Consider the following 14,554-nt stretch of genomic DNA (forward strand, 5'->3'; position numbering starts at 1 on the left):
ACCTATGAAATCTTCTCCATTGAACTTTGGTGTAATAGGGACAAGCGGTATAGCAAGTACACATCTAGAAGAACTGAACAAACTCGTAGCATTGGGAGAAGCAAAAATTGTAGCAGTTGCTGATCTAGATGAAAAGAAGGGAAAGCTTGCTGCTGAAGTTTATCAATGTGATTATTACCAAGATTATCGGGAGCTATTAAAACGCAGGGATATTGCTGTAATTAATATTTGCGTACCTAGTGGTTTGCATAGTGAGGTAACCATTGAGGCGGCACGTTCGGGAAAGCATGTGATCGTGGAAAAGCCGATGGATATTTCTTTGGCAAAAGCGGAGAAGATGATTCGGGAATGTAATAAGGCGGGAGTGACCCTTTCAGTCGTTATGCAGAATCGGTTTGCGCCAGCTGTGCAACAAGTGAAAAGCGCCTTGGAACAAGGGAGGTTAGGGCAGCCATTGCTGATTAATGCCTCTGTAAATTGGTACCGCTCTCAATCGTATTATGATGTCTCCTCTTGGCGCGGCACATGGGCTATGGATGGAGGTGGAGCGGTCCTAAATCAGGGGATTCATACCGTAGATCTTGTGCTCTATTTGATGGGTCAACACAAGGAAATGTCAGGTTTTATTGCCACTAGGGGTCATGAACGAATCGAGGTTGAAGACGTTGCTTCATGTACCATGAAGTTTGAAAATGGGGCGCTTGGTGTTTTTAGTAGTACTACCTGTGCATATCCCGGTTTTTATGTACGGATTGAGGTTTTTGGAAGCAACGGAAGTGTGGTGCTGGAAGACAACCAGATTATGCAATGGCATATTAGGGGTGAGGTAGGTTCTACACAAGAGTCTCTCCAACCCTATCCACATTTGTCCTTGCATGGAATTCAATTTTTAGATGTGATTCAATCCATCAGAGAAGGACGAGCTCCTAGCATTTCGGGTGAAGAAGGAATACGATCGTTGCGGTTTATTGATGAGTTATATCATCTGAATCGTCATGTAAGTGATGTCGAAATCCATAGAGAGGGAAAGTGATTGATATGCAAAAAAACAATGGAATGAATTATGCACCAAAAGGAAAAACAAATTCTGTCGTAGGAGAGGGAGAGTTTAGATTTGCTGCTATCAGTCTTGATCATGGGCATATTTATGGGATGTGCAACGGTCTGATTGAGGCTGGAGCTACGCTCAAATGGGTGTATGATCCGGATCAGGAAAAAGTAGCTGCATTTTTAAAAACATATCCGGGGGTAAAGGCCGCCCAATCGGCAGAGGAAATCCTGCAGGATCCTTCCGTGAGTCTTGTCGCAGGTGCCGCTATCCCTTCCAAACGTTGCGAGTTAGGCCTGAAGGTAATGGATTATGGAAAGCATTATTTTACTGATAAGTCACCATTTACTTCACTAGAGCAACTGGAGGCTGCTAGACAAAAAACAGCAGAGACAGGCTTGAAGTGGGCGGTATACTATAGTGAAAGACTGCATGTAGAAAGTGCGGTGTATGCAGGACAATTAATTGAACAAGGGGCGATTGGCCGTGTTGTTCAAGTGATTGGAACAGGGCCGCATCGTCTGAATGCGAAGAGCAGACCAGACTGGTTTTTTAAAAAGGAATATTACGGTGGTATTTTATGCGATATCGGAAGCCATCAAATTGAACAATTCTTGTATTATACCGGTGCTAAAGATGCCAAGGTTGTACACAGTAAAGTGGGCACATACAAGCATAAGGAGTATCCTGAATTAGAGGATTTTGGCGATGCAAGCCTAATTGGAGATAACGGAGCCACTGGTTATTTCCGTGTGGATTGGCTGACTCCAGATGGACTGCGTACATGGGGAGATGGCAGAACGCTCATTTTAGGTACAGATGGGTATATAGAGCTTAGAAAGTATATAGATGTCGCAAGGGATACGTCAGGAGATCACCTATTCTTAGTCAATCATGAGGGAGAAAAGCATTTTTCCCTGCAGGGGCAGATTGGTTTTCCTTACTTCGGTCAACTGATTTTGGATTGTCTCCATGGAACTGAAAAGGCTATGACGCAAGAGCATACGTTTAAAGCAGCTGAATTATGTCTCATTGCCCAAAAAGAGGCGATTTGTGTAGAGGATGGACAACTAGTGGATCAATCTTTATAAAATTTCTGAGACAAGACGATACATGATGCAAGCTTAGTAGAAAAACATATTCAGCCGCCCCAATTTTATAAAAGGCACCCTTACTTATAAGTTGGGGCGGCTGTCTCTTTTATACGAATAATCTACTTGGAGGTGGAATGTAGTATGAATCAAGTTGAAACATCCTTAAATACAGGGGCACGCTCTCAAACACAAAAGAAAAAGATAAGGAAAAGATGGGAGTCTCCAATAGCCGGTTATCTGTTTATTTCTCCATGGTTAATAGGATTTTTGCTTTTGACACTCTGGCCAATGATTCAATCTGTATACTATTCCTTTACAGATTACTCCTTGTTAGAAGCCCCTCATTGGGTAGGAGCTGCTAACTATGAAAAAATTTTTAATGAGGACAAACTATTTTTTAAATCATTAGGTGTAACGTTATGGTTTGTGGCCTTTTCAGTTCCGTTAAAATTAGCATTCGCCCTGCTTGTGGCTATGTTTCTCAATCAAAAAATAAAAGGACTATCTATCTACCGGACAGCAATATACTTTCCTTCGTTAATAGGATCCAGTATAGCGGTGGCGATTCTATGGGGCAATATCTTTGGAGGAGACGGATTAATTAATCATATTCTTAGCTTTATAGGTGTAACAGGTCCCAATTGGATTGGCAGTCCAAAGACAGCATTAGGAACGTTGGTTCTTTTGGTTATTTGGCAATTTGGTTCTTCTATGGTTATTTTTTTAGCTGGACTCAAGCAAATCTCAGCTGAATTATATGAAGCTGCATCTGTAGACGGTGCTTCTAAAGTCAGACAGTTTTTCTCAATTACATTGCCAATGCTCTCTCCAGTAATTCTTTTTAATCTCGTGTTACAAGTGATCGGTTCCTTTCAGATGTTTACACAAGCCTTCGTCATTACGAAAGGGGGCCCGGTTAACTCGACCTACATGTTTGCCCTCTATCTTTACGAAAAGGCGTTTGCGAGAATGGAAATGGGATATGCTTCAGCATTGGCATGGATTCTGTTAATCATTATTGGTATTGTAACCGCTATCATTTTTGCTTCATCTAGGTATTGGGTATTCTATGCGGAAGGGGGACGAAAAGGATGAAGAGTTATCTGAAAACAAGACAGATAGGGAAACATATATCATTAGCCATTTTTAGTTTTGTGATGATGTATCCTATATTTTGGTGGATAGGAGCTGCGTTCAAATCAAATAAAGAGTTAAGCTCTGCTAGTCTATTTCCGGCACATCCGACATGGAGTAACTTTACCGATGGCTGGAATGCGATCTCTGGGTTTTCCTTTACTCATTTTTATATAAACACCTTTGAACTGATTTTAGGTGTTTTGTTTACAAGCATTATTTCTTCTAGTTTAGTCGCCTTTGGGTTTGCTCGGTTGGATTTTCCGTTACGTAACTTCTGGTTTTCGATTGTTCTGGTTACGTTAATGCTGCCGAGTCAGGTTACTTTAATCCCACAATACGCAATGTTTAATGCGTTTGGTTGGGTAGACACATACTTGCCTTTTATCGTTCCTCACTCCTTAGCGGGGGGAATTGGCGGTTCATTCTTTATCTTCCTTCTTGTTCAGTTTATTCGAGGCATTCCGCAAGAATTGGATGAAGCTGCAAAAATCGATGGCTGTTCGTGGTTTGGCATTTATTATCGCGTCATCCTTCCTTTATTGAAGCCGCCGCTTGTAACGGTAGCAATCTATTGCTTCTTATGGAATTGGGACGACTTTTTCGGACATCTCCTCTATATCAATTCCATTGACAAATATACAGTTGGATTGGCTTTGAAAATGTTTGTTGACGCGAATTCTTCTACTCCTTGGGGGCAAGTATTTGCGATGTCGCTTGTTTCCGTTATCCCTGCTGCTATCATCTTCTTTATCGCACAACGCCATATTGTGGAAGGGGTTGCAACGAGCGGCGTAAAAGGATAAAATTTTCAATAACTGGAAGGCTGCGGCTTCGCAGCTTTCTTTTGTGTTTATAGGGAAAGGTGAAAAAGATGATGCAAAACCCTTTTAAATATTATCGTATAGGCTCTCTATTTTTTGGAAGTTTTGCTGGTTTAATTATTATTTTATTCGGTATCGTAATTTGGATCAGCTATCATTATTCTGTAAAGGAAATGGTAAATAAAACATCTTATTATCAAGAGAGTATATTAAATGGATTAAATAAACAAATGGCAATCCAAGCTAGAGATATTGAAGAGATTTCATTAGCTGCTTCCCGAAATAACGGTATTCAAAAATATATTACAGGGATAGATGATGAATATACTCGTTTCCGCACAGCCATGGATATGACATCAGACTTATCCAATCTGGCCTATAGCATCCCCATTATCTATTCTGTTCAGATGTATCTAGATAATCCTCCGGCCTCTGAAATGCAAGGACCAATAACCTATAGTGATCTTCAAAACTTGCAAAATGAGAAATGGTATACATCTGTAATAGATTCCGATTTTTCATGGATTGGACAGCATACAATTACAACCTTTAGAGGGGATATTTCTGTGGTCAGCTTTGCGAGAAAGATTTATGATACGAATGGTGAATTCAAAGCCCTGCTCGTATTTAATATAAAAGCTGCAGATTTAGAAGCCCTTATTCAAGGTGAAGATCAAGCTAGCAATCGGATCCTCTTGGATTCAGGAGGAAGGCCCATTATTTCGACTGGTAATCTATCAGTAAAGGAATATTCGCAACTGATCGAAAAAATCGGTCTACTGTCTGGGAAGGTAGATAACCAATGGTCTATGAAGTATACCGATTCCTTCATCGTGTGGTCAAAACCATTTAATTCAGATTGGCTGATACTGCAGATTACACCATGGAATGACCTTACGAAGGAAAGCCGAATGATGGCAACGATCCTTCTCTCTATTGGAATAATCGCAATTGTAATCGCTCTCTTAATTACGCTATATCTATCAAAACAGTTTACAAAACCTATCCTTATTTTAACGAAGGGGATGAATGATTATCCTGCAACATTTCGGGAGGAACAGCTGCCATCTGACTATCATAATGAATTCGGATTATTGTTTCAAGGATACCGTCGGCTGATGAATCGGATTGAGGAGTTGTATCGTTCTTTAGAAGAGCAGCATCGCCGCCAACGGAAAGCAGAGATTTTAGCCCTGCAAGCGATGATTAATCCCCATTTTCTATACAACACCTTAGATCAAGTAAATTGGATGGCGATTGAGGCCGGTCAGGAACAGATAAGCCGTGTGTTGGAACTCATGGGAAAAATGTTTCGGATTGGGTTATCCAATGGTGAAAGTGTGATTCGGATTGAGGAGGAACTCACTCATTTGGAGTGCTATATGGAAATCCAACAAATCCGTTGGGGGGAAGGATTAACATTTACAACCGAGATACCCCATCATATTAAGGAATATTATATCCCTAAATTAACGTTCCAGCCCTTTGTTGAAAATGCCCTTATGCATGGATTTCACGGAAGAAGTACCGGTTCGATCAACATTGCGGCTTACGAGATCGAAGACGATCTGCTCTTTACCGTTTCAGATAATGGCGTAGGGATTCGAGCTGATGCGGAGATGAATAAGAAAAGAAAAACAGGCGGTTATGGAATGAGGAATGTGAGGGAGCGTATGGAATCATATTTTGGGCATCCGTATGGTATAGAGGTCGATAGTGAAGAAGGAAAGGGCACTACTATATCCATTCGAATTCCAAAGCTGAGGGAAAAAAGTATCTAGGAGGGGGAATAGTCATGTGTAAGATTGTAATCATTGATGACGAGCGCCAAGTTCTTCAGGGGATGAAACGAGTCATACCTTGGGAAGAGCTTGAGGCAGAATGGGCCGGGGAAGCGATGGATGGAGAACAAGGGTTGGAATTGATTCGCGAGACACAGCCGGATATTGTCCTGACTGATATTTATATGCCGGTCATGAATGGACTAGAGATGATTGAGAAATTGCGACATGAAAATTTTCAAGGGAAAATTATCATTTTAAGCGGCTATTCTGATTTTGAATATGCCAGACATGCCCTTCGTCTCAATGTTCATGACTATCTCTCCAAGCCGGTTACTGTCCAGACAATCAGGGAAGTGCTACAATCCGCCATTTCCAAAGTAGAACAGGAAAATATGAAAAGGTATGAGCTTGCAGAGTTGGAAAAGAAGCTTATGCTCTATGAGCCATTTGTGGTGAAGGAATGGCTGAAGTCAGTAGCGACTGGTGTAGGAAATTTATCTCTTGAGAATATGAAGGAAATTACAAGTTATAAGCGCAAATGGGAGAACAATAAGCACGCCGTTATCGGTTTGCAAATTATAAAAAATGCAGCTGAGTCTGATGCTAGACTTACTGATTCCAATGGGACAAGGTTTTCTGTCCAGCGGATTGTTCATGAGTTGCTTCAGGAGGAAAGGCTGGAGTCCGAAATAATTGAACTTCACAGCCACCAAATTATTTTATGGCTTCATTTGGACCATAGCTTGACCTGTGAGAAGGCCATTTTACATTTACGAACATTTGGAAAGAAGATGATTCAACGTATGGAAGCGGAACTTGAACTTACCATTTCCGTTGGGATTGGGACAGTAAAGAACCATTGGCAGGAAATAGCGGATTCTACAGAGGAAGCCTTCTATGCATTATCAACCCAGGGTTCTGTTGCACTTTCGGGATTCAATCTGTTTGAATTTAAAAATAGAGGTGAGGATGCAGACGGGTTGAAGAATCGAGATCAGCTAATTCGCCCGATTCAATTTTATCAACAGCTCGTAGAAGCGATCCGTCATTCACAGGAGAAGGCAGCCTATGAAACAATTCAGGAGTATATAGACCGAATGCAAATGCAAGGAGTAATCTCGCCATCTTTGCTGCATCGTTTAGGTACGGAGATATGGGGGATTCTATCATACTCGCTATATGATGTTGGTATTTTCCTAGATGAGATCTTTCCAGAAATTAATCTTAAAAAAGAGATGGCAGTGATTCAAACACCGGAGGATTTTAAAAAATGGCTCATGAATAAAATTGAAGAGATTTGCGGAAATCGGCAATGGAATGAAAATTTAAAGCATAAGCAAGCTGTTGACTTTATGATTCAATATATTCATGAACACTTTAGTGAGAATATTACTTTGAACGATTTAGCGAATCAAGTCTATATTTCAAGAAATTATCTGAGCCAGATATTTAAAAAAGCAACAGGAGTCTCTTTTAATCAGTATCTTACGCAAGTTCGGATGGAGAAAGCGAAGGCTATGATATTGGAGGGAAAATACTTAATTTACGAAATCGCAGAAAAAGTAGGATTCAAGAATGTTCCTTATTTTAGTACTTTATTTAAAAAGCATACGGGTTTAAATCCAACTGAGTTAGTTAAATGAAAGCGTGTTCAACTTTGGTGATTATTGAAAGGAATTGTGCATTCTTCTTATATCTCACTCAATGAAAGCGTTTTATAATTTGGATAGATTCATTAATTTTCATTAGGGGGAGTCAGTAGATGAAAACAAAAAGCTCTTGGAAAAAATGGGGGGCCACTCTTGCAGCGCTATCTATGTCTATGACATTGCTCACGGCTTGTGGATCCAGCTCGTCAACAAAGGAACAAGCTTCTGCGGGTGGTAAGTCTGATGCTGTGAAATTAAGAGTTGTTTGGTGGGGAGCGCAAACTCGACATGATGCAACGAAAAAGGTATTAGAGCTTTATACAAAAAAACATCCAAATGTGACTTTTGTGTCTGAGTTTTCAGGCTGGGATGGTTATTGGGATAAACTGGCTACCCAAGCGGCGGGCAAAAATGCGCCGGATATTATCCAGATGGATGCGCAATATTTACAGGAATATGCGGGGCGCAATCAATTGGCGGATTTATCATCTGGAATTGAAGTAAGTGACTTGGACAAAAACTTAGTGAATACAGGTAAATATAAGAATAAATTGTATGCGGTTCCATTAGGTAATAATGCAACTGGACTGGTTGTCAATAAACAAGCTTTGGAAAAGCTAGGAATTACGCCTCCTAAATCAGATTGGACATGGGATGACTTGTTCCAAATGGCAAGAGAAATTCAGACAAAGCTTCCTAAAGGGAAATATGCTCTTGCCGATTTCAGTGCTTCTCTTCTTGGTTCCCGTACTTTATATGAGGAATATCAGCTAGGACAAGGAAAGGGCCATTTAACTTCATCGAACGGCAAGGCTAATATTGACAAAGAGACTTGGTTGAAATGGAATAAGATTTTTTCTGACTTAAGAAAAGAGGGAGTTGTTCCTCCAGCTGAAGTAAGTGTTTCAGAAAAACAGTATGATCCAAAGCAAGATTTACTACTAAACGGAACTGTTTTAATAAAAGCAGCATTTGCGGCAGAGTATCCTTCCTATGAAGGTGTCACTCCAGGAGCTTATGACCTTGTGAAGGTACCAGACGGAAAGCAAGCAAGCGGATATTTGAAGCCATCCATGTTTTGGTCTGTTAGCTCTCAATCCAAAAATGTAGCGGAAGCCAAAAAGGTTATTGATTTCTTTATTAATGATAAAGAAGCTGGAGAAATCTTAGGAACTACACGAGGAATCCCTGTTTCTACAAAGGTGCTCGATGAGCTGACACCAAAATTCTCCCAAGCGGATCTAAAACAAGTAGATTTGATTAAAGCAACAGCACCGAATGCAAATCCATTCAATGGCGGACCAACAGGATTTGGAAATTTTGATAAAGAATTTACTAATGTGGAGCAAGAATACATCTTTGGACGGGAAAGTGCAAACCAAGCTTATCAAGATATATTGAACAAATGGGACGAAACGATAAAAGAGTAACAGAAGAAAGGGATCACCATGATAAGCTAAGTAGTTTAATTAGCAGACCAAATCGTATGTGATTTGGTCTTTGCTAATCTTTGTGATACCAATGAATATTACTTTTACGTATTTAAAGTGAAAGATGCAGGTTAGGTGAGGAAGTAATTAAAATGTCCTGCGCAATATTAAAATTATTCTACAAGAATTTTTTAGTGATAATACGCATTTGTAATACTACACATAATACGAGGAGGTTCATTATGGCATTTCAAGAAATAAGTTTCCAATCATTTAATCAAAAGGACACAATAAAAGCCTGGATTTACACCCCAATTCGTAAACCACGCGGGATTGTTCAGCTTGTACATGGTTTTGGTGAGCATTCGCGTCGATATCTGCATATGATATTAAAGCTGAATGAGGCAGGTTTTGTGGTTGCAGCAGACGATCATGTGGGACATGGAAAGACAGCGTATGATTCAGGTAACTGGAGTGATTGGGGCGATAAAGGTTATATGACAATGGCAGAAGATGAACATACGCTTCGTAAAATTGTGCAGGAACAATACCCCGATGTACCTTATTTTATGTATGGACATAGTATGGGATCCATGATTGTCAGGTGTTATGCCGCTGCCTATGGAGAAGGTATTGATGGTTTGATTTTATGCGGTACCTCGGGTGTGCTTCCAAAAGCAAATGCACTTGTCCCTGTTTTGAAAAAGCTGGTAGACGAAGGTAAGGGGGAGGAAATTGACTCTGCTTATCTAGAAGAGCTTTTGAGTTGGATGACAGAGCGTTGTGAAAATCCTACCACGGCAAATGACTGGATTTGTGGTGACCCTGACGTAGTTGCAGATCATGTAAACGATCCATTTAATAACTTTACAACACCGCCAAACATCCGTTCATTATACTATCTTGTTGTAATGATGGGAACTATTATTGGAACACAGTGGGCAGAAAAATTGCCAACATCAATTCCTGTTTACAATATTGCCGGAGATCAGGATCCAGTTGGTCAGTATGGAGAAGGTATTTATGCTGTATCTAATTGGTTAGCGGAAACAGGGCATAAGGTAAAAACAAAAGTTTATCCGGGATATAGGCATGAAATACATAACTATCGGGATATTAGGGATGAAGTTGAGGATGGAATGATAGATTTTATGAATGATATTATTGAGAAAAAATAGATCATTCTGCACTTTAGTCAAATTATTAAACGATTTATTAATTTTGTGAAAAATAACTAGAGCGACATTGAAACTGTAATTCAGTTTCAATGTCGCTTTTTTCTTACACTGTAAGAAAGTATAAATTTCCAGCCAGAAGAAAATTCGACGTAGTCGGAAATTTTAGGAACACAGTATAAGTGCAACTACGCCTCTGTCTAGGGCTCGCCAATCGGCGAGTTTTCTTTATGTTGTGTCGGAGTAGTAAGTTATTCTGCATTTGTAAAAAGGTAGTGGATTCAATGTATAATAAGGCACTTTATCTGTAAATTTTGAAAGAATTTATACATCCTTCGTATATACCCTTGTTTGTAAGCGCTTTATAATTGAGGTAAATCACTACATGCGAAGGTGTTGCAAAGATGAAAAGAGTCTTGCTGATGGGAATTTTGTTCGTCTGCCTGCTGATTGTTTTGGTTGGTTGTCAGGAAAAGAAGGATAAACCTTTAACAATTTTAGTTTTCTCTAGCGTTCTTCCAACAGAGGAAGCTAGATTGAAGGCAGATATAAATAGTGTATTTGAAAATGGCAGCCATGTTGATTTGCAGCTTTATCCCTTTACCATGGAAAAATGGGCGGCAGAGCTTTCCTCTAGGAATGGCGATATTTATGTAGCTAATGAAGAGACTATCACCCAAATGTTAAACAAAAAAGGGTTAACACCTTTGGACTCTGTTTACGAAGGAAAGGAACTTCCCAATAGTACAAAGTCGTATCAGGTAACCAATCAGGAGTCTGGAGAGGTTCATCTGTATGCTGTTCCGATTCGAAAGAATTTTTACCCCAAAAATGCAGAACGCACAAACAGCAAATTGCTGGCGATTCTTCCCGAGTTCAGCGGAAATAAGGAAAATGCCTTTCGAGTATTGAAGTATTTAGCTGATGAAAATTAGAAAGTAAGTATAAAGGAGGGACTTCTATGGAGCTTTCTGGATTTTATGGATTGATTTATAAAGCATGTGTTTGGATCATGAGATTGGCGTATGTAAACATTTTATGGATTGCGTTTACACTTCTAGGCTTAGTGATATTTGGGCTAGGCCCAGCTACTTCTGCTATGTTTTCTATTTCCCGTAAGTGGATAATGGGTGAAGAGAGTGTCCCGATATTTCGTACATTCCTAGCTCAATTTCGTGCCGATTTCAGAAAGATATTTTATGTATCGGCAATTCTCTTCTCTGTTGGTACCCTTTTAGTTGCAAACTTAATGTTTTTTACAAAAGGTGATGTACTGCTTTTGCAAATAGCCAAAGTCCTCACTGTTAACGTAGCAATCGTATACGGAATCATTTTAATATATATATTCCCAGTATTTTGCCATTTTGAGTTGAAGACACTCCAATATTTGAAGCAATCCTTTTTTATAGGCTTTTTGCATCCTGCATTTACTCTTTTCCTAGTGTTAGGGCTGCTAGGAATGGGATTTGTTTTTCTAAAAGTTCCGGGGTTAATGTTGTTTTTCAGTGGTAGCAGTTTTTCATTGTGGTTAACGTGGGGAGCTCACAAGGCTTTCAGAAAACTAGAGAGCAAGAAGGATCGTTTACGTGTGGCAGCACCATCTAAGCGTACTGCTTCATAATTTTGAAAGGGGTTACATTTATTAAGGATTTCGCTAGCATTTCATGAATGTCGATACTAAAAAGATGGGGGAAGGAAAGATGAAAACATTTTTGGACAAGGATTTTCTATTAACGAATTCTACAGGAGAAAAACTCTACCATAGCATCATGAAGGAGCTGCCGATTTTTGATTATCACTGTCATTTAAATCCGAAAGAAATATGGGACAATCAATCATTTGAAAACATAACGCAGCTTTGGCTGGCTGGTGATCACTATAAATGGCGTGCAATGCGTATCCATGGGGTGAGTGAGGAGTTTATCACAGGTGATGCCAGCGATTGGGAGAAATTTGAGGCATGGGCAGAAACCGTTCCGCATTTATTTGGAAATCCGTTATATCACTGGACGCACATGGAACTGAAAACTTTTTTTGGGATTGATCAGTTATTATCTCCAGAAACGGCTCACGCCATATGGGAGGAATGCAATGAAAAATTGCAAACACCAGATTTTAAGCCGCGGCGTTTTATTGAAAGATCGAATGTGCAATTTGTTGGAACAACAGATGATCCAGTTGATACGCTTGAATATCATCAATTATTACAGAACGATCCAACGTTTCATGTAGAAATTGTTCCAACATTCCGTCCAGATGGTGCCCTGTTTATTGAGAAACCGACCTTTCAAAATTGGCTCAAAAAATTAGAGAATGTTTCAAACATATCCATTCACTCTTTTAGTACATTACTCGAGGCATTACGGCAAAGAGTTGATGTTTTTACTGAGCATGGATGTTGTGCTTCTGACCATGATATTCCGCAAATGGTTTTTAAAGAGAGTACAAAGGATGATGTAGAAGAGATCTTTAAGAAACGTTTACGTCATGAAGAACTCACAGGCGAAGAGATTATGAGTTATCGATCCTATCTTCTTGTTGAATTAGGAAGAATGTATGCAGAAAAGCAATGGGTTATGCAATTGCATATGGGCGCGTTAAGAAATAATAACACTCTTATGCAGAGTTTAATAGGATCTGATGGTGGTTTCGATTCAATCGGAGATAACCTCATGGCTGAAGGATTGTCACGTTTCTTAGATGCTTTGGATAAGACTCGATCCTTACCGAGAACAGTACTATATAACTTAAATCCTCGTGACAATTATGTCTTGGGAACGATGATGGGAAACTTTTTTGAAGAGGGTATTCCAGGAAAAGTTCAGTTTGGTTCGGGCTGGTGGTTTAATGACCAAATGGACGGAATGGTTAGACAGATGAAGGACTTAGCAAACCTAGGAGCTCTGAGTCACTTTATTGGAATGACAACAGATTCACGCAGTCTTCTATCTTATATACGTCATGAATATTTCCGAAGAATTGTATGTAATATCCTTGGTGAGTGGGTTGAAGGTGGGCAGGTACCAAATAACAAATTAGTTCTGGAACAAATGGTTAAAAATATCGGTTTTTACAATGCAAAACAATATTTTCAAGAACGCTAAGAAAGGCTTATAGGAGGAGTGAAGAGAGCGCATGGGTATTCTACAAGATTTATTACGAGATATTCCAGTACCAAAAATGGCAACAGTAAAGGTGAAGTTTGACGATACAAAAATTGATAAGCTTGAACAAGCCTTACTGGACAAGCTGCAGCAAGACCATATTCAAAAGAAAATCCAGCCGGGGATGGAAATCGCGATAGCGGTAGGAAGCAGAGGACTTGATCGTCTTGTGGAAATTACCGCGGCAACAGTGCGCTTTCTGCAAGAATTGGGAGCCAAGCCTTTCATTGTGCCAAGCATGGGAAGCCACGGCGGTGCAACTGCTGAAGGTCAGCGTGAAGTATTAGCTCATCTTGGCGTGACTGAAGAAAGTGTGAATTGTGAGATTCGTTCTTCGATGGAGGTCGTGAAAATCGGGGAATTACCGAATGGACTGCCTGTCTATGTTGATCAATTTGCTTTTAAAGCAGACGGTATTGTCGTAATCAATCGTGTGAAACCGCATACTGCATTTCGGGGACCTGTTGAAAGTGGCATTATGAAAATGATCAGTATTGGTTTAGGAAAGCAAAAGGGTGCGGAAGCATGCCACCAATTAGGATTTAAGTATATGGCAGAAAATGTACCAGCGATGGCTAAAAAAATCATAGAAAAAACGCCGATCTTATTCGGAGTAGCGACGATAGAAAATGCTTTTGATAAAGTTGCACGGATTGAGGTACTGGCGGTAGAGGAAATTGAGGAAAAAGAAGTAGAACTGCAAAAACTAGCAAAACAATTATTGCCAAAACTGTACTTTGAACAATTGGATGTCCTTGTAATTGATCAGATCGGTAAAAATATTAGCGGTGATGGGATGGACCCTAATATTACGGGACGTTATCCAACACCGTATGCGCAAGGAGGACCAGATGTCAATAAGATGGCGGTGTTAGATTTAACACATGAAACAGAAGGAAATGCTAACGGCGTGGGAACAGCTGATTTTACAACGCAGCGTTTGGTAGACAAAATGGATTTAGAATTCACGTATGCAAACGGCTTAACTTCAACGGTTTGTGCTCCAACAAAAATTGCGACCACCTTAGCTAATGATAAAGAGGCAATTCAGGCATCTATTAAAACGTGTAATATCTTAGATTTTACAAAAGTAAAAATGGTTCGCATAAAAAACACATTAGAAATTAGTGAAATCGAGGTATCGGAAGCTTTACTTGAGGATGTGGTCAATCATCCGTATATGGAGCTTATATCCGATTTATATGAGCTACCATTCAATGAAAAAGGAAACTTATTTTGAGTGAAAAAGGGG

Annotated in this window: 12 protein-coding genes; all 12 read left to right on the plus strand. The window is 39.8% G+C overall.

The window, feature by feature from the left end; translation table 11 throughout:
* Window positions 1-4: 4 nt before the first annotated feature.
* The 12 genes from EP737_RS16030 to EP737_RS16085 all read left to right on the plus strand — a co-directional run bounded on the left by EP737_RS16030 (window position 5) and on the right by EP737_RS16085 (window position 14,542).
* A complete protein-coding gene (locus EP737_RS16030) occupies window positions 5-1,033 on the plus strand; it encodes a Gfo/Idh/MocA family protein (RefSeq protein WP_129728973.1) in 1,029 nt (342 codons plus the stop codon).
* Window positions 1,034-1,038: 5 nt separating this feature from the next.
* Complete coding sequence (locus EP737_RS16035; RefSeq protein WP_129728974.1) at window positions 1,039-2,139, plus strand: Gfo/Idh/MocA family protein; 1,101 nt, start codon at window positions 1,039-1,041, stop codon at window positions 2,137-2,139.
* A 144-nt stretch (window positions 2,140-2,283) separates the two neighbouring features.
* Entirely contained in the window at window positions 2,284-3,237 is a 954-nt protein-coding gene (locus EP737_RS16040) for a carbohydrate ABC transporter permease (protein WP_129728975.1), read from the plus strand.
* Entirely contained in the window at window positions 3,234-4,082 is an 849-nt protein-coding gene (locus tag EP737_RS16045) for a carbohydrate ABC transporter permease (RefSeq protein ID WP_129728976.1), read from the plus strand. The genes EP737_RS16040 and EP737_RS16045 overlap by 4 nt, the downstream gene beginning before the upstream one ends.
* A 68-nt stretch (window positions 4,083-4,150) precedes the next feature.
* Window positions 4,151-5,881, plus strand: coding sequence for a sensor histidine kinase (locus EP737_RS16050; RefSeq protein WP_129728977.1), 1,731 nt, complete (start codon window positions 4,151-4,153; stop codon window positions 5,879-5,881).
* A gap of 14 nt (window positions 5,882-5,895) precedes the next feature.
* Window positions 5,896-7,527, plus strand: a complete 1,632-nt coding sequence (locus EP737_RS16055) for a response regulator transcription factor (protein WP_129728978.1) — start codon at window positions 5,896-5,898, stop codon at window positions 7,525-7,527.
* 119 nt (window positions 7,528-7,646) lie between these two features.
* Entirely contained in the window at window positions 7,647-8,963 is a 1,317-nt protein-coding gene (locus EP737_RS16060; protein ID WP_129728979.1) for an ABC transporter substrate-binding protein, read from the plus strand.
* 242 nt (window positions 8,964-9,205) lie between these two features.
* Complete coding sequence (locus tag EP737_RS16065; RefSeq protein WP_129728980.1) at window positions 9,206-10,141, plus strand: alpha/beta fold hydrolase; 936 nt, start codon at window positions 9,206-9,208, stop codon at window positions 10,139-10,141.
* 401 nt (window positions 10,142-10,542) lie between these two features.
* A complete protein-coding gene (locus EP737_RS16070; RefSeq protein ID WP_129728981.1) occupies window positions 10,543-11,073 on the plus strand; it encodes a hypothetical protein in 531 nt (176 codons plus the stop codon).
* 26 nt (window positions 11,074-11,099) lie between these two features.
* Complete coding sequence (locus EP737_RS16075; protein ID WP_129728982.1) at window positions 11,100-11,759, plus strand: YesL family protein; 660 nt, start codon at window positions 11,100-11,102, stop codon at window positions 11,757-11,759.
* 79 nt (window positions 11,760-11,838) lie between these two features.
* Window positions 11,839-13,242 carry a glucuronate isomerase gene (gene uxaC, locus EP737_RS16080; protein ID WP_129728983.1) on the plus strand — a complete coding sequence of 468 codons (1,404 nt, stop codon included), beginning with the start codon at window positions 11,839-11,841 and terminating at the stop codon, window positions 13,240-13,242.
* Window positions 13,243-13,273: 31 nt separating this feature from the next.
* Window positions 13,274-14,542, plus strand: coding sequence for a nickel pincer cofactor-dependent isomerase, group 22 (locus tag EP737_RS16085; protein WP_129728984.1), 1,269 nt, complete (start codon window positions 13,274-13,276; stop codon window positions 14,540-14,542).
* Window positions 14,543-14,554 lie beyond the last annotated feature (12 nt).

It is taken from the genome of Ectobacillus funiculus, from assembly GCF_004138295.1.
In the GTDB taxonomy this organism is placed as follows: Bacteria; Bacillota; Bacilli; order Bacillales; family Bacillaceae_G; genus Ectobacillus; species Ectobacillus funiculus.